Origin of the sequence: Mycoplasmopsis cricetuli ATCC 35279, from assembly GCF_000526955.1 — a bacterium.
Classification (GTDB): Bacteria; Bacillota_I; Bacilli_A; order Mycoplasmatales; family Metamycoplasmataceae; genus Mycoplasmopsis; species Mycoplasmopsis cricetuli.
Window position 1 is genome coordinate 1 of sequence record NZ_JAHB01000009.1, and the last position, 16,645, is coordinate 16,645.

The window sequence follows — 16,645 nt, forward strand, 5'->3', positions numbered from 1 at the left end:
AAAAAAAAAAAAAAAAAACAATCTCTTGTTTTTTTAAACTTTTTTAACTATATTTTAATAATTTTAATTTTAATTAACAAAAATTTTTACTAAAAAAGAAAATGCAACAATCAGACAACAAATCCCTAACATTATTGGTATATTATATTTAAAACGTTCTCAAGAAGGTAAATAAAGTCCTGTTTGATCATACTGTAAATGGACTTTTTTTGGATTGTTAATTTTAAATTCTTTAAGTTGTTGTTTTTTAAAATTACGCATTTTAGGAATGATTCAAATTCTATATATCACAAATAATAAAATTGCTAGAATTGTAAAAATAGCTGTTAAAATTCCATAAATAAATTGTTTTTCCATAATATATTTACTTTTTAAAGATTATTTAAATAATATCTACTAAAAAACACAAAGGAAAAACTTTGTGTTTTCTTATATTATCTGTTTGATTTTTTTTCAAGTCTTTTATTAAATTTATCAATTCTACCAGTTGCTTTTGATTGTGAACGATTTCCAGTATAAACAGGATGACAACCTGAACAAACATCAATTGAAAATTTTTCTTTAACTGAACCAAATGAAAATTGTTTTTTGCAAGTTTGGCATTCAACATTAATTGGATAGTTGTATTTTGGATGAATATCTTTTTTCATATTGCTTTTTCTCCTTTTTATACTATTTTGAATAGAACTCAACAACTAAAGCATCTTTAATTTCTGAGTGCATTTCAGTTCTTTCTGGTAAACGATCCAACTTAACTGATAATTTACCTTTATCTCTAGTAAGTCATGCTGAAGCATTTTTAGTTTCCATTGATTCTTTAATTTGTGTATTTTTTGAAAGTTTTTCTTTCATCTCCACAATATCTCCTACACGAACAACCATTGAAGGAATATCTGCTTTTTTACCATTTAAAGTAAAATGACCATGATTTACATATTGACGAGCTTGTCTTCTTGTTGTAGCAAATCCAGCACGATAAACAATGTTATCAAGTCTTGATTCAAGAAGCTGAAGTAAGTTTGTACCAGTAACTCCTTTAAGTTTGATTGCTTTTTGATATGCTTTTCTAAGTTGCTTCTCACTTACACCAAAAGTGTGCTTAACTTTTTGTTTTTCATAAAGGTGTAATCCATAATCTGAAAGTTTTACTCTTTTATTTCCATGTTGTCCAGGAGCATAAGTTCTTTTTTTACCTTTAGCAAATTCTTTTCCTGTTTCAAGGACTGAATGACCTAAACGACGAGAAATTTTAAAAACTGGTCCTCTATATCTTGACATTTTTCCTCTTTTCTGCATAAAAAGAGAAAGTTTATTTCTAAATGAGTAATTTTAATTTAATGAATTCAGTTTTTCAGCATACTTACTATCAAATTTAAACAAATTAAAATTAGTATCATTTATAACAAACTGCTGTAATTTATGCTTATTTATTTTATCATAAAACCATAATTTTAAAACAATTAAATTCAAAAAATTCTAAGTAAATTAATACAATAAAATGGTAATATTATAAATATATTTACAAATTAAAAATATCTAAGTATTAATGAGGAATTTGTTATGGAAATGAAAAAAAAATCCCGCAGAAGATCAAGAATTGAAATAATTCAAGTTTTATATCAGTATGAACTTTTAAATCAAGAAATTAATATAACTGATATATTTGAAAATTATGATTTTTTAGACCAAAGTCAAATTCAAAAAATTGAATCAATTGCTAAAAACTATACATTCTTAAAACAAAGTTTAGCCTCTTTGATTAATAGTAATTGAAAATGAAAAAGAATATCTCCAGTAACACGTGCAATTTTACTCAATGCAGCAAGCGAATGTTTTTACACCCAACCAAAAATTGTTTTTAATGAAGCAATTGAAATTACAAAATTATTTTTTGATTCAGAAGAAATTAAAAATGATCAAGGTTTGATTGTTAATTTACATGATAGTAAACAATATAAATTTGTAAATGCGATTTTGCAAAATTTTTATAAATTGCTAATCAAATTAGAAGTGATTACACTTCAAGAAAATAATGATCAAAAAAATTAAAATTTATTTTCAAAATCGTCGCAACAAAATATATTTTTACTTTTGAAAAAATCGAATTGAATTTACTTTAAAAGAGTTTGAAAAACTTTCACTTATTCAAAAAACTAAAATTGATAGTTGAATTACTTTTGATGGTAAAAAGTGAAAAAATTTAGAAACTTTTATTCAAGAATTTATATTAAATCTAGTGTATCAAAATAAAACCAATTTAGAACATCAAAAAATGATTGAGTATTTTTATTATTATTTTTTTTATGAGTTGGCATATAAAATGAATAATAGCAAAATTAAAATTGTATTTTTAAAAAATCAACCTTTTTTAAAATCAAATAAAATTTTGATTCAAGAACAAAAAAGAAATTATTACTATCAATTTTTAAATATTTTTAAAAAAATGCCAAATTACAATATTGTTTTAATTAGATTACTTAAAAAAATTCGTTAGGAGGTTTATGAATTACAAAAAATATTTTCCTGCTGCACAAAATAAAATTTATTTTGATTCTGCAGCACTTGCTTTAAAACCTCAAATTGCAATTGATGCTTTAATTGATTATTATTCTAATATTTCAATTTCATCAAGAACAGCTGATACTCCACTTGGAAATTTAGTTAATACTAAAATTGAGTCAGTTAGAAATAAAGTTGCTAAATTACTTGATGCAAGCAAAAATGAAATAATTTTCACAAGCGGAACGACTGAATCATTGAACTATTTTGCAAATATGATTGAATCATTAATTACAAGTGAAGATGAAATTTTAGTGAGTGCTTATAATCATTCTTCAAATATAATTCCTTGAATTGAACTATCAAAAAAAAATAAAGCTAAAATTAAAATAGTTGAAAATATTCTTGAAAATATCACTTTTAAAACTAAACTGATTGCCTTAAGCCAGGAAACAAATAATTTTAACCATCAAGAAAATTTGGAGCATATTTGAGAGAAAGCTCTTCAATATAATATTTTTGTTATTAATGATGCAGCGCAAAGTGTTGTACATCAAAAATGTTCTTTAAAATATGCACATGCTATTGTTTTTAGTTGTAATAAATTTTATGGACCAACTGGAATGGGGGTTTTAGCAATTCAAGAACAATTGCTAAAAAAACTTAAACCAACAAAATTTGGAGGTGGTGCAACTAATCAAATTACAACTGATAATAAATGATTAATTAAAAATACAATTATTCGATTTGAACCTGGCACTCCTGATTTAGGTGGTTTTTTTATGTTTGATAAATCTCTTGATTTTTTTAATGAAATTGGTTATGAAAAAACTCAACATATTTTAAAAAAATTGAGTTTATATTTACATGATCAACTTGCTAGTTTAAAAAATATTGAAATTTTTTCAAAACCAGGTGATTATATTGCTTTAATTAATGTTAAAAATATCAATCCCCAAGATGTGGCAACTTATTTAGGAACAAAAAATATTTATACCATTGCTGGAATTTTTTGTGCACATTATTTACGTAATTTTAAACATACATATTCATATTTACGAATTAGTTTAGGAATTTATAACACTAAAGAAGATATTGATTTATTAATTAATGAACTTAAAAATGGAGGTGATTTTTATGGATTTTAATGCAAATAAGGCTCGAGAAATTATTATGAATCACTACTTAAATCCTAAAAATAAAATTGCGCTTGATCCAGAAAAATATTTAACTATTTTTAGTGATACATGTTCTGATAAATTAATTTTAAAAACTAATTTTCAAAATGAAATATTAAAAGAGGTTAATTTTGATGGGCATGGATGCGCCATTTTTATGGCATCAACTGATATTTTTTTAACATTAATTAAAAATAAAACCAAAACAGAAATCATTAGTTTAATTAATATTTTTACTAATTTCGTTAAGCAAAACAAAATAAATGAAAAAGAATTTAAACAACTTGGTGATTTATGAGTTTTTTATAATGTCAAAACTCATTTAAACCGCTTAGTATGTGCCTTGTTGATTACTAAAGCTTTTGTAAAAAATGAATAATTTAAACAAAAATAAGAATAAATCAATTATCTTTCATATTGATTTTGATTCATATTTTGTTAGTGCTATTCGTACTATTAGACCTGAATTAAAAAACAAGCCAGTTGCAGTTGGCCGTAAAAATAAAAAATTTTTAGCAACATCAATTAGTTATGAACTTAAAAATAAAGGTTTAAAAACTGGAATGAATAACTATGAAATTTTAAAAGTTGAACCCAAAACTATTTTTGTTGAAGGACATTTTGACTTATATACTACTCTTTCAACAAAAATTTTTAATTACATTATTGAAAACTATTCACCTTTAATTTCAGTTATTTCAATTGATGAATGTTATCTTGATGTTACATCTAGAGTTGTTAGTTTAAACCAAGCTTATAAATTAGCTCAAAAACTTCAATTTGAAATTCTGCAAAAATTTGATATTCCAATCACTATAGGAATATCACATAATTGCTTTTTTGCTAAAATGACAACTAATATTAATAAACCATTTGGGATAGGAATGACAACAAAAGAAAACTATCAAAAACATTTTTTTGATTTACCAATTGAAAATTTTTATGGCATTGGAAAATCAAGTGCTCAAAAATTAAAAGAAATGGGTATTTTAACTATTAGAGATTTATCAGAAACTAAAATTGATACCTTTCAGTTTAAAAGTATTTTAGGAATTAATTACCGAAAATGAATTGAAAATTTAAATCCAAATCATTATGATCACATCATAATAAAAGAAGAAATTCCAAAAGGAATTGGTAATGAAGTAACTTTCACTGATTACAACCTTACTAAAGATCAAATTTTTGCTGAACTTAAAAAATTAATACAATTAGTTACAATGCGTTGTAAAAGAAAAAAACTCATTGGAAATGTGATTGTTTTAAATGTAAGACACATCAATAAAAAGTGACAGTCTAAACAAAAGAAAATTTCATTTTATACAAATGATTATGATGAAATTATTAAAATAATTTGATACCTATACAATCAAAATTTTAAGGATCAAAAAATAATTGGAATTGGAATTCGAATTAATGATTTAATTTATGAGTTTCATAAAGAAGTTAATTTAAATTTATTTAACAATAATTTTTCAAATAATAATAATAATAATGAAATTCAATCTATTATTAATTTAGTCAATCGAAAAAGTAATAAAGTCGCTATAACTACATTACAAGAATTTAATCAATTTAAAATTCTGGAAAACAAAGCAAATAAATTTTCTCTTGATGGATTTGTTTTTAAAAAACGTTAAAGGAGTATTATGAAAATAGCTATTTTTGGTGGATCATTTGATCCAATTCATATTGGTCATGTTAAAATAGCACAATATGCTATTGAAAATTTAAAATTAGATAAATTAATTTTTGTTCCTACTAATATTTCCCCTTTTAAACTCAAGAGCAAACCTGCTTCAAATTTAGATCGTTTAAATATGATTAAATTAATTTGTAAAAATAAAATGGAAGTAAGTGATTTTGAAATAAAAAGAAATGGTCCAAGTTATACCATTGATACAGTTAAATATTTTGCTAGAAAATATCCAAATGATCAATTATATTTAATAATTGGCAGTGACAATGTATCTAAGTTACATAAGTGAGAAAATATTGAATTAATTAGTAAATTAGTGCAAATTGTAGTTTTCAAAAGAGATGCCAAAATTAATAAAACAAACATCAAAAAATTTAATGCCATGTTACTTAACAATCCAATTTGAAAAATATCATCAACTGAAATACGCGGCGGAAATTTAAATTTTTTGGATTTAAAAGTTTTGAATTATATTCAAAACAATAATTTATATTTAGAAAAAATTATTCATTCAACATTAAGTGCTTTAAGAGCAAAACACTGCATGTCAACTGGAAATTTTGCGGCAGAAATGGCTAAAAAATTTAATGTAAATGCAAAGCAAGCTTATTTAGCAGGAATTTTACATGATATTGCAAAAGAGTGAAGTGAAGAAGACTCAAGAAATTATATTAATTATTTTGAACCTTCTTTTAAAGATGTTCAAAAACATGAATTACATCAAATTTGTGGATACATTTGAGCTAAACACTGATACAAATTGCAAGACCCTGAAATTTTACATGCTATTTTAGTGCATACAACTTTAGATGATGGCACTGATAGCGATCTTTCAAAACTTGATAAAATTTTATTTATTAGTGATAAAATATCAAATGGAAGAAGGTTTGAAGGTATTCAAAAATTAAGAAAACTTGCTTTTGAAGATTTAGATCAAGCCTTTTCAAAAGTTGTTGAATATGTTTATAATTATAATTTAAATAAAAATGTAAAATTTAGTGAACGTCAAGAAAAAATTTATAGAAAGTATTTATCAAAATAACAATGAAATTAGAATTGCATCGCCTTCAAAAAATTCTTTCTCAAGCTGGGGTTTGTTCACGTAGAGAAGCTGAAGTATATATTAAAAACAAACGAGTAAAGATTAATGGTAAAATTGCTAACTTAGGTGATAAAGCTAGTTTTAAAGATGAGATTTTAGTTGACAATCAAAAAATTAAAGCTGAAGATTTAGTTTATTTTGTGTTAAATAAACCCCCTAAAACAGTATGTACATTAAAAGATAATTTCAATCGTACAATTGTTACAAGTTTAATTGATACTCAATATAAAATTTTTCCAGTTGGAAGACTTGATTATGATACAACTGGAGTGTTACTTTTAACTAATGATGGAGAATTAGCAAATAAATTAACTCATCCTAGTTATCAAATTATTCGAGTTTATCGAGCTCGTTTAAATGAACCTTTAACTAAAGTAGAACTTAAGAAAATAAATCAACCACTAATAATTAATGGGAAAATTTCAACTCAACAAATTTTACCTGCAGATAAAAAAAGTTATTTTGTTATTTTGCATGTTGGAACTTATCATCATGTAAAAAAAATATTTGAAAGTGTTAACAAACTAGTTATTAATTTAAAAAGAATTGAATATGCAGGGATTACAGTTGACAAGATTCCTGTTGGAGAATATCGAAAATTAAATTTTAAGGAAATTAAAATGCTTAAAAATTTAGTAAGAATTCAAGGAGATAAAAATGAAAAAAATTAAAAAAATACTTAATTATTTTTTTGTCCCAGTTGTTTTATCAACAACATTAATTCAAGCTGCTTGCAAATCTGATTTTGATGTGCAAACAGAGAACAAATTAAATGAACTTAAACAACAAATTAAAATTATTAATAGTAAATTTGAAGAAAAATACACTGAATTTAATAATTTTTTTAATGATATAAATTCTGAAAAATTAAATAAATTTCAATTTTATTATGAAAATATTCAAAAAAAAGCAAAACAATATTCAAGTATTTTAAATCAATTTAATGAGAAAATTAAAAGCAATATTAATTTTGAACTGAAAAAAAATATTTTAAATACTTTTTTTAAAGAAACTGATTTAAGAGAAAATAAAATTAATACATATATTGATGCCTGAATTCGTTTTAATGCTATTAATGATGAACTTCTAGCTTTAATTCAACAAAATAAATTACAACCTAATGAAAGTAACTCTTTTTATTATTTTAAAAATACAATTTTAAATAATTTAATTGAAAATTTTACTAAAAGTAATATTTTTGATGAAAAATTAAGTCAAACTGGCTTAAAAACAGTTGAAAATGAATATAAATCACATTGATACAATTTTGATTTAAAAAGTATAGACTATAATGAACTAGGAAAAAAAATAATTGTTGATGGTAATGAAGTAATACAGCATACCCATGCTCTTGGAAATGTTTTAAAAGAATGATCAATTATTGTGCCAAATTTAAATGGAATAGCAAACCAGAAAATAAATGAATTAGTAAAATATTTAAATGAAAATATAAATAAAATTGAAAACTTCGAACTAAAAAATATTATTAAACAGTTAAATAATGCTAAAGATGAATTTGAAAAATCTGTAAAAGAATTAACCAATCAGTTTAATGGTGATTATCCAATTGAAAAAATACTTGGATATTTTGATGAAAATTCACCATTTTCTAAAATGATAGATCTCTGAAAACAAGCTAATGAAATTTATGCTCAAATTAACTAGTTTGTAAATTAAAAAAGCAACATTAAGTTGCTTTTTTAATTATTAAATTGTTTATAAACATCAATTCGATTTAAAGCTTTTTTTAATTTTAATTCAATTTTTTGAATATTTCCAGCATTAATTGATTTAGCTTTATTAATTTCATTTTCATATAATTTAAAATCTTTTTTTGCTCTTTCTAAATCAATTTCATTTGCTTTAATAATATCATCTGTAATAATATTAATTTTTTTTCCATCCGTGTAAATAATTCCACTGCCAATATAACATTTAATTGAATCAGGAGAATTTTTTGAATTAATAATTAAAGTGCCAATTTCTATATTTGAAAAAATTGGAACCATATTTGGCAAAATTCCAATATATCCATCAGCTATTTTAAGTGTTAAAATTGAAATATCACCCTCAAAAAAAATTTTTTCAGGAGTTGTAATTGTTAGATGGATAGTTGACATTACTGTTGTTTTTCCATTCTAGCAATTACATCTTCAATTCCTCCAGCATATCTAAACAATTCTTCAGGATAATTATCAAATTCTCCTTTTAAAATTGCTTTAAAACTGTTAATGGTATCTTTTAATGGAACATATTTTCCTTCAATACCTGAAAATTTTTCTGCTACTGTAAATGGTTGAGATAAAAAATTTCGAATTCTTCGAGCACGTGCAACAATTTTTTTATCTTCTTCTGAAAGTTCTCCAATTCCTAAAATAGCAATAATATCTTGTAGTTCTTTAAAGCGCTGTAAAATACTAATTACATTTTGTGCTACATTATAATGTTCAATACCAACAATTAAAGGATCAAGCAATCTTGAAGATGATTCAAGTGGATCAATTGCTGGATAAATACCAAGTGAAGCAATACCACGATCAAGCACTGTTTTAGCATCTAAATGGGTAAAAGTAGTTGCTGGAGCTGGATCAGTTAAATCATCAGCTGGCACATATACAGCTTGCACTGAGGTGATTGAACCTTTTCTAGTTGAAGTAATTCTCTCTTGCAACTGACCCATTTCAGTTGATAAAGTTGGTTGATAACCAACAGCAGAAGGCATACGTCCAAGCAAAGCAGATACTTCTGAACCTGCTTGAGTGAAACGAAAAATATTGTCTATAAATAATAAAACATCTTGATTTTGAACGTCTCTAAAATATTCAGCCATAGTTAATCCAGTTAATGCAACTCTCATACGCGCACCTGGGGGTTCATTCATTTGACCAAAAACAAGAGCAGTTTTATCTAAAACACCAGCTGCTTTCATTTCATAATATAAATCATTTCCTTCGCGAGTTCTTTCTCCAACTCCCGCGAAAACTGAAAGCCCATTGTGTTCTGTTGCTATGTTATTTATTAGTTCTTGAACAAGAACAGTTTTTCCAACACCGGCTCCCCCAAAAAGTCCAATTTTTCCACCTTTTGCATATGGTATTAACAAATCAATTACTTTTATTCCAGTTTCTAAAATTTCACTTGAATTTTTTTGATCTTCATAACTTGGTGCCAAAGCGTGAATGGATTTTTTAATAGAATCAACAGGAGCTGGTTGCTCATCAATTGGATTTCCTAAAACATCAAACATACGTCCTAAAACTTCATTTCCAACTGGAACTGAAATTGGTGCATTAGTATTGATTGCTTCCATTCCCCTTTGAAGTCCATTAGTTGATACCATTGCAATGGTTCTAACAGTATCATCACCAATATGTTGAGCAACTTCTAAGGTAAAAGTTTGGGTTTTAGTTTTTACAATTAATGCATTAAGTAATTTTGGTAATTTTCCATCAACAAAACGCACATCTACAACTGGCCCAAGAATTTGAACAACTGTACCTTTATTTTGCATTACTAACCTCCTTATTTAGTTGCATCAGCTCCAGAAACAATTTCTGTTATTTCTTGAGTGATTAAACTTTGACGTTTACGATTAAATTCTAAATTTAAATTTACAATTAATTCTTCAGCGTTGTCTGTAGCATTTTCCATAGCATTACGTCGAGATGCCATTTCTGATATTTTTGATAAGTTTCCAAGTGAATAAATCATACTACTAATGTAAAGTGGAATTGAATTTTTTAAAATAGTTTCAGCATTTGGTAAAAAATCAATATTATTATTTTTTTTACTATTTTGAGATAAATTAACAAATGGAAATAATTGTAATGTTTTAGCTTCTTGATTAATGTTATTAATAAATTCAGTAAAAATTAAATTAATTGAGCTAATTTTTTGATCAAAATATAAATTCATAGCATGTTTAGTTAATGCTTCAGAAATTTCATAGCTAAACTTATCTTGAGCAAGAAAATATTTATCAACAATATTTTTTTTATTTACAAACAAATGTGAATTCAAATACCCCTTGCTTCCTACAAAAATAACTAAATCATCTTGTGAAATATTTCTATCCATTTGAGCATAAATATTTGAATTATATGAACCACATAGTCCAATGTCTGAAGTTATAACAATGTAAAGTTTACGCTTAACTGATTCATTTAAAGTAAATGCACTAGCAAATTCATCAGCTGAAGTTTGATTTATTAATTCATCAAAAGTTTCTTCAAGTAATTTTCGATAATTACGAATGCTTTCAATTTCTTTACGTGCTCTTTGTAATTTTGCAGTAGCAACCAATTGCATTGCTTTGGTTATTTTTTTGGTATTTGATACAACTCCGATACGATTTTTAATTGTATTTAAATTTGACATTATTTACCTAATAATTTTTCAGGAATTGGTTTGTAATTTTTTGAATCATATCCTGGAATTAATTTTACAATACCTTGAGCAATATCAATCAATTCGTTGCAAATCAATTGATAATTTTCAGTTGATATATAACCTTTTTTCTCAATTTCTTTGCATAAAAAAGCTAATTTACCATTATGTTCAATATTTTTTAAAATATGATCACGAAAATCACGCATTCTTTCTTTTGGTAAAATATTAATAATTCTTTCTTTAACACCAGTTAAAATAATAACTTGAGCTGCTTGTGAAATTGGAGCGTATTGTTCTTGTTTTAAAAGTTCATAAACTTTTGAACCATGTTCTAAAATAGTTTTAGTTGAATCATCCAAATCAGAACCAAACTGAGCAAATGCAAGCATTTCATTATATTGAGCTAATTCTAATTTTAAAGATCCAGTTGCATTTTTCATTGCTTTAATTTGTGCTGCAGATCCAACTCTAGAAACACTAAATCCAACATCAACTGCAGGTCTTTGTCCTGAATTAAAAAGTGATTCTCGAGTAAAAATTTGACCATCTGTAATTGAAATAACATTAGTTGGAATATAAGCTGAAATATCTCCTTGCTGAGTTTCAATGATTGGTAATGCAGTAATTGAACCTCCTCCATATTTTTCATTTAATCTAGCTGCTCGTTCAAGCAATTGTGAATGTAAATAAAACACATCCCCTGGATAAGCCTCTCTACCAGGTGAACGACGAAGTAAAAGTGACAAAGTACGATATGCAATTGCATGTTTTGAAAGATCATCATAAACAATTAAAACATCTTTCCCTTGACTCATTCATTCCTCAGCAATTGTCACTCCAGTATATGGTGCAATATATTGTTGAGGAGCTAATTCACTAGCTCCTGCAACTACTACAGTTGTGTATTTTAAGGCGTCTGCATCTGAAAGTTTTTTTACAATTTGTGCAACAGTTGAATTTTTTTGTCCAATTGCAACATATACACAATAAACATTCTTTCCTTTTTGATTGATAATTGTATCAATTGCGATTGCAGTTTTTCCAGTTTGTCTATCACCTATAATTAATTCTCTTTGCCCTTTTCCAATTGGAATCATTGAATCGATTGCAATAATTCCAGTTTCAAGTGGTTGATTGACTTCCTCACGAGACATAACACCACTGGCAACTTTAAAAATTTCGCTTGTTTTGGTAAATTTAATTTCACCTTTACCATCAATTGGATGACCTAAAGCATTAACAACTCTTCCAAGCAACTCATCTCCAACTTCAACTGAAATAACTTTATTAGTTCTATGTACAATATCACCTTCAGAAATTGAATTGGCATCTCCAAAAATAGCAATACCTACAGTTTCTTCTTCAAGATTTAGTGCTAATCCATAAATTCCATTTTCAAAAACTACAATTTCTGAATTCATTACGTTTTCAATTCCTGAAACCAAAGCTATTCCATCACCAATTGAAATTACCTTACCTATTTCAGATTGATCAATTTTTAAATCATAATTTTTAATACGATCTTTAATAATAATTGAAATATCATCAAATTTTAACTTCATTAAAAGCTCCCTTGTGATTTATCAACAATAATTTCATTTAATAATTTATTTAAACTATTTTTATAATTATTCTGAATAATTGAACTATCAAAAATAATTTGAAAACCTGAAATTAATGAAGGATCAACTAAATTTCTTATTTCAAGTTTTTGTTGATAATTATCTTGCAATTTAATAATAATTTTATCAAGTAATTGTTTTGAAATAGGACTCGCAGTAACAATTTTTACAAAAATAATTTCTAATTTTTCATTTGAAATTTTTAAATAGTGAATAATTATTTTTTTAATATGTGCAATCATTTTACGTTCCAAAATAACTTTAACTGTATTTTTAATTAATGAATTAAAACCAATTAAAATATCATCAATTAATTTTAATTTAACATTTTGTAAAATAAATTGATTGTTTAAAAAATCAATTAATTCAGGATTTTGCTTAAAAATTTTTAATAAATTTTCCATTTGTTCATGAATTAATTCAAATTGATTGATTTCCTTAACTAATTCAAAAAGAGCTATTGCATAACCTTTAACATTTGTTTTATTAAGCATTATTTAAATCCTTATGATCATCATTATTTAAAAAAGCTTCAATAATTTCTTCTTGTGTTTGTTGAGAAACTTCCTTTTTTAGAATTTTTTCAGCTAATTCTTTTGCTGTAAGTGCAACTATTTTTCTTGAATTTTCTTCAAATTCTTTTTTTTGTTTTTCAATGTCTAAATGTGCTTCTTCAATTAGTTGTTTAGAGTCATGTTTGGCTTTTGCCATGAAATTAATAACAACTTGTTCAGCTCTTAATTTTGCTTGGTTAACAATTTTTTCACCTTGCTTATTTGAATTTTCCAAAATAGTATTTGATTCATTAATTTTTTCAATTAATTCTTCTTTTAATTTTACTGAACTATCAATATTGTCTTGAATAAATTGTTGTCTTTTTTTAATAATCTGAGCAATTGGTTTTTTTAAAAATACATAAGTAAAAACAAAAATAATAATAAAAGCAATAACAGTTGCAATCATTAATGGAATACTTGGAAAAATTGCTTCAAATTTTTCTGTAATTGATGTAGGCAAATCTTTGTTATTTGCATCAATTGCAACCGTTGAAATATTTTGATTAAATAATTTAATAATCTCTTGAGGCATTATTTTAATACCTTACTTTCTAATTGGTTCCTAAAAAGAAAAGAAGAAAAGCAATAACTAAACAATAAATTGCAGTTGATTCTGAAACAGCTGCACCCAAAATAAACATTGAACGAATTTTACTAAGTGCTTCAGGATTTCTTGCAATGGCTTCTACTGATTTTCCAGTTGCATAACCTTGTCCAATTGCTGAACCAAAAGTTCCAACCATAGCAACTCCTGCTCCAATTGCCACTAGACCATATTTAATTGCATTTGCTGATCCTGAACTTAAACTTTCAGTGCTTTGTTGTACTGCATTTGTTGTTTCTTCAAATACTTTTGTTACTTGTTCAATCATTTTAAACCTCCATGTTTTTTAATAACTTGTTTTAAATTTACGATTTATTTTAATTCTTTTAAAATTACTTTTAACTTTTGTTTTTTTGATTTCTTTTTCTTGATTTTCACCAGTTTCTGCTAATCAATAATTCATAGTAAGAACTGCAAAAACATAAGATTGAATTAACGATTCAAAAATATCAAAATAAAAATGAAAAAAGGGGGTAATCACTGGAGCAAGGAAAAATCACTTATGATTTCCCATATTTGGAATTTGAGTTCAAATATACCCAAAAATTGAATAAATTAAAAACATCACAACACCTCCACCAATTAAGTTTCCATACAAACGAAAACCAAGTGAAATAAGAGGTGCAACAGTTCCAATGATATCAAAAGGATTTAAATATTTTTTTAAGTATTTAAATTTTTGATAAATAAATCCGGTGACAAAAATACCAAATCATGATGCAATTGTTAACGTTAAAGGGATTGAATATGAAGTTCCGATCGGTTCAAAACCAAAAAGAGCAAGCAAATTTCCAACTAAGAGTAAAGTAAATAAAGTAAAAATATAATGCCTTGCATTGGGTAATTTACCATCAACAGTTTCATCAAAAGTTTGATCAATAGCAGTTACATACATTTCCGCTAGTAAAACTACCCCTTTAGGAGCTTCACTTGGTTTTGTTTTTTTAATTTTAAAATAAGCAAAAACACAAAAACCACAAATAATTAAAACAGCTAAAATTAGCGAAAATAATTGAGGTTGATTTCATGCTCATAGTTTTTTACTAAAATCGTTCATTTATTACCCTCCTTTATTTTTTTTATTAAGCAAATAATTTGCTATGATGTTTGTTCACAAAGGCATAGATGCCCCAATACAAAATCCATACATATTAATTGGTTTATCTAAATAAAATCAGAATTTAATTAAATTTAAATTTTGAAAATATTGTTTTTCAACAAAATGCTTGTTAATAATCAAACATACTAGTAAAACTAGTGCAACTAAAATATAAAAAAAAATATTTTTCAAAAAAATTATCATCATAACTTTTTTTATGCTATTTGAAAAAACAGCCTGATTTGAAATTAATTCATTAATTTTAATTGATAAATAAATCAATAATCCACCTATAGCAAAACCAAAGAATATTCCGTAATTTCAATAACTCACAATTGCAAAAATTATTGAAAAAAACAAAAAAACAATAACAAAAACAATATCAGTGATTTTTTCGTTTTTCACCTTTTTCATTGCTTTCTCCTTTATTTGCTAACATTATTTTATTACTTTTATTTTTTTTAAATAATTAATTTTTAAGATTTTCTAATTTTAGATAAAAATATTAAAAAATGCATTAAAAATATATTTTATTTTTTGTAATATAATATAAAAAAAGAAAAAAGTAAATTTTAATGGGGTTGAAATGAAATTAACTTATTTACAATTAAAAACAAATAATTCTTTGATTAATCTAAATGAAATTTATAACTTGCAAACAAATGTTAATGAAATTCATGAATCAGTAATAAATAAAACTGTAAAAGAAAAAAATTGACTTGGTTGATTTGACTTACCGATAAATTATGATAAAAATGAACTTTTAATCATGGAACAAAAAGCAGCACAATGAGAAAAAATGGGTGTTGAAGTCGTTGTTGTAATTGGAATTGGAGGTTCATATCTTGGAGCAAAAACTGGATATGATTTTATTTATGGTCCATATTCAATTAAAAAACCAAGGATGGAATTACTTTTTGCTGGAAATGATCTTTCTTCTAGTGCATTAATTGAAAAACTAAATTATGTACGTAACAAAAAATTTGCTATTAACGTAATTTCAAAGTCAGGAACTACCTTAGAACCTTCAGTAGCATTTAGAGAATTTCGTATGTTGCTTGAAAAAAAGGAAACTTCTAAAGATTCAACTAAATTAATTGTAGCAACAACTGACAAAAATAAAGGTCTTTTAAATGAATTTGCCAGCAAAAAAGAATATTTAAAATTAGTTGTCCCAGATGATGTTGGTGGACGTTTTTCTGTGCTTACTGCTGTTGGTTTATTTCCATTTATTTGTGCTGGAATTAATGTTCACAAAATTTTAGAAGGTGCGCGAACTACTTATTATGAATTAACTGATAGTTTAATTGAAAAAAACTTAGCTTATTTGTATGCAGCTATGCGTTATTATTTGCACAAAAAGAAAAATTATGTTGTGGAATTAATGGTAACATATGAACCTAAATTACAATATTTTTGTGAATGATGAAAGCAACTTTTTGGTGAAAGTGAGGGAAAAGATGGAAAAGGATTGTGACCTTCATCAGCAACATATACAACTGATTTGCATTCGTTAGGACAAATGGTGCAAGATGGAAATAAAATTTTATTTGAAACTATTCTTTCAGTTGATAAAGTTGCTGATGATTTAGTTTTAAAAACAGCTCTTGGCGATCCTGATAAATTATCTTATTTAGAAAATAAAAATTTACATTCAGTTAACAATACTGTTTTAGAAGCGACCATTCAGGCTCATTCAGAAATTGGATATGTTCCAAATTTACAGCTTATTTTTAAAGATTTTTCAGAACAATCTCTTGGTGCCTTATTTTACTTTTTTGAAAGAGCTGTCACCATGAGTGCTTATTTACTTGGTGTTAATCCATTTAATCAACCTGGTGTTGAGGTATACAAAAAAAACATGTTTGAATTACTTAAAAAATAGAAAATTTAAGT

General features: G+C 25.3%; 21 protein-coding genes. 9 read left to right on the forward strand and 12 right to left on the reverse strand.

Annotation, left to right across the window (positions count from 1 at the left end; all coding sequences use genetic code 4):
- Window positions 1–69: 69 nt before the first annotated feature.
- The 3 genes from U744_RS04250 to rpsD form a co-directional block, all read right to left on the reverse strand.
- A complete protein-coding gene (locus U744_RS04250; protein ID WP_025755543.1) occupies window positions 70–357 on the reverse strand; it encodes a hypothetical protein in 288 nt (95 codons plus the stop codon).
- Between the two features lie 77 nt (window positions 358–434).
- The gene (gene rpmE / locus U744_RS0102650) at window positions 435–650 is read right to left on the reverse strand and encodes a 50S ribosomal protein L31 (RefSeq protein ID WP_025755544.1); all 216 of its coding nucleotides are present in this window, start codon (window positions 648–650) and stop codon (window positions 435–437) included.
- Between the two features lie 22 nt (window positions 651–672).
- Window positions 673–1,278: a 30S ribosomal protein S4 gene (rpsD, locus tag U744_RS0102655; RefSeq protein WP_025755545.1), complete on the reverse strand. Its 606-nt coding sequence runs from the start codon at window positions 1,276–1,278 to the stop codon at window positions 673–675.
- Window positions 1,279–1,560: 282 nt separating this feature from the next.
- Between rpsD and U744_RS0102660 the strand changes: the two genes are divergently transcribed.
- From U744_RS0102660 to U744_RS0102695, 8 genes are read left to right on the forward strand one after another with little or no spacing between them, the layout of a single operon-like run.
- Window positions 1,561–2,049 (forward strand): transcription antitermination factor NusB, encoded by a 489-nt coding sequence (locus U744_RS0102660; protein ID WP_025755546.1) that lies wholly within the window; start codon window positions 1,561–1,563, stop codon window positions 2,047–2,049.
- Entirely contained in the window at window positions 2,033–2,494 is a 462-nt protein-coding gene (locus U744_RS0102665) for a hypothetical protein (RefSeq protein WP_025755547.1), read from the forward strand. The genes U744_RS0102660 and U744_RS0102665 overlap by 17 nt, the downstream gene beginning before the upstream one ends.
- 7 nt (window positions 2,495–2,501) lie before the next feature.
- The gene (locus U744_RS0102670; protein WP_025755548.1) at window positions 2,502–3,647 is read left to right on the forward strand and encodes an aminotransferase class V-fold PLP-dependent enzyme; all 1,146 of its coding nucleotides are present in this window, start codon (window positions 2,502–2,504) and stop codon (window positions 3,645–3,647) included.
- On the forward strand, window positions 3,637–4,056 hold the full coding sequence (locus U744_RS0102675) for an iron-sulfur cluster scaffold-like protein (protein ID WP_025755549.1): 420 nt from the start codon (window positions 3,637–3,639) through the stop codon (window positions 4,054–4,056). The genes U744_RS0102670 and U744_RS0102675 overlap by 11 nt, the downstream gene beginning before the upstream one ends.
- The gene (locus U744_RS0102680) at window positions 4,049–5,317 is read left to right on the forward strand and encodes a Y-family DNA polymerase (RefSeq protein WP_036431897.1); all 1,269 of its coding nucleotides are present in this window, start codon (window positions 4,049–4,051) and stop codon (window positions 5,315–5,317) included. Before U744_RS0102675 ends, U744_RS0102680 begins: the two co-directional genes overlap by 8 nt.
- A gap of 9 nt (window positions 5,318–5,326) precedes the next feature.
- A complete protein-coding gene (locus U744_RS0102685; protein ID WP_025755551.1) occupies window positions 5,327–6,418 on the forward strand; it encodes a nicotinate-nucleotide adenylyltransferase in 1,092 nt (363 codons plus the stop codon).
- An 8-nt stretch (window positions 6,419–6,426) separates the two neighbouring features.
- Window positions 6,427–7,149, forward strand: coding sequence for a pseudouridine synthase (locus tag U744_RS0102690; RefSeq protein ID WP_025755552.1), 723 nt, complete (start codon window positions 6,427–6,429; stop codon window positions 7,147–7,149).
- Window positions 7,136–8,143: an MAG0770 family lipoprotein gene (locus U744_RS0102695; protein ID WP_025755553.1), complete on the forward strand. Its 1,008-nt coding sequence runs from the start codon at window positions 7,136–7,138 to the stop codon at window positions 8,141–8,143. The genes U744_RS0102690 and U744_RS0102695 overlap by 14 nt, the downstream gene beginning before the upstream one ends.
- Window positions 8,144–8,178: 35 nt before the next feature.
- On the opposite strand, the gene atpC is transcribed toward U744_RS0102695, so the two are convergent.
- Genes atpC through U744_RS0102740 form a run of 9 tightly spaced genes read right to left on the reverse strand, consistent with a single transcriptional unit; the run spans window position 8,179 to window position 15,163 of the window.
- Window positions 8,179–8,598 carry an ATP synthase F1 subunit epsilon gene (gene atpC / locus U744_RS0102700; RefSeq protein ID WP_025755554.1) on the reverse strand — a complete coding sequence of 140 codons (420 nt, stop codon included), beginning with the start codon at window positions 8,596–8,598 and terminating at the stop codon, window positions 8,179–8,181.
- Window positions 8,598–9,989 (reverse strand): F0F1 ATP synthase subunit beta, encoded by a 1,392-nt coding sequence (gene atpD / locus U744_RS0102705; RefSeq protein ID WP_036431900.1) that lies wholly within the window; start codon window positions 9,987–9,989, stop codon window positions 8,598–8,600. Before atpD ends, atpC begins: the two co-directional genes overlap by 1 nt.
- Before the next feature lie 11 nt (window positions 9,990–10,000).
- Window positions 10,001–10,855: an ATP synthase F1 subunit gamma gene (atpG, locus tag U744_RS0102710; protein WP_025755556.1), complete on the reverse strand. Its 855-nt coding sequence runs from the start codon at window positions 10,853–10,855 to the stop codon at window positions 10,001–10,003.
- The gene (atpA, locus tag U744_RS0102715; RefSeq protein ID WP_025755557.1) at window positions 10,855–12,429 is read right to left on the reverse strand and encodes a F0F1 ATP synthase subunit alpha; all 1,575 of its coding nucleotides are present in this window, start codon (window positions 12,427–12,429) and stop codon (window positions 10,855–10,857) included. The genes atpG and atpA overlap by 1 nt, the downstream gene beginning before the upstream one ends.
- The gene (gene atpH / locus U744_RS0102720) at window positions 12,429–12,983 is read right to left on the reverse strand and encodes an ATP synthase F1 subunit delta (protein WP_025755558.1); all 555 of its coding nucleotides are present in this window, start codon (window positions 12,981–12,983) and stop codon (window positions 12,429–12,431) included. The genes atpA and atpH overlap by 1 nt, the downstream gene beginning before the upstream one ends.
- The gene (gene atpF / locus U744_RS0102725; protein WP_036431904.1) at window positions 12,976–13,578 is read right to left on the reverse strand and encodes a F0F1 ATP synthase subunit B; all 603 of its coding nucleotides are present in this window, start codon (window positions 13,576–13,578) and stop codon (window positions 12,976–12,978) included. Before atpF ends, atpH begins: the two co-directional genes overlap by 8 nt.
- A gap of 19 nt (window positions 13,579–13,597) precedes the next feature.
- Entirely contained in the window at window positions 13,598–13,918 is a 321-nt protein-coding gene (atpE, locus tag U744_RS04590) for an ATP synthase F0 subunit C (protein ID WP_025755560.1), read from the reverse strand.
- A gap of 18 nt (window positions 13,919–13,936) precedes the next feature.
- The gene (locus U744_RS0102735) at window positions 13,937–14,707 is read right to left on the reverse strand and encodes a F0F1 ATP synthase subunit A (RefSeq protein ID WP_025755561.1); all 771 of its coding nucleotides are present in this window, start codon (window positions 14,705–14,707) and stop codon (window positions 13,937–13,939) included.
- 3 nt (window positions 14,708–14,710) lie between these two features.
- Entirely contained in the window at window positions 14,711–15,163 is a 453-nt protein-coding gene (locus U744_RS0102740; RefSeq protein WP_025755562.1) for a hypothetical protein, read from the reverse strand.
- 172 nt (window positions 15,164–15,335) lie between these two features.
- Here U744_RS0102740 and U744_RS0102745 point away from each other — a divergent pair, with 172 nt between their 5' ends.
- Window positions 15,336–16,634, forward strand: a complete 1,299-nt coding sequence (locus U744_RS0102745) for a glucose-6-phosphate isomerase (protein WP_036431907.1) — start codon at window positions 15,336–15,338, stop codon at window positions 16,632–16,634.
- The last annotated feature ends 11 nt before the right edge of the window (window positions 16,635–16,645 follow it).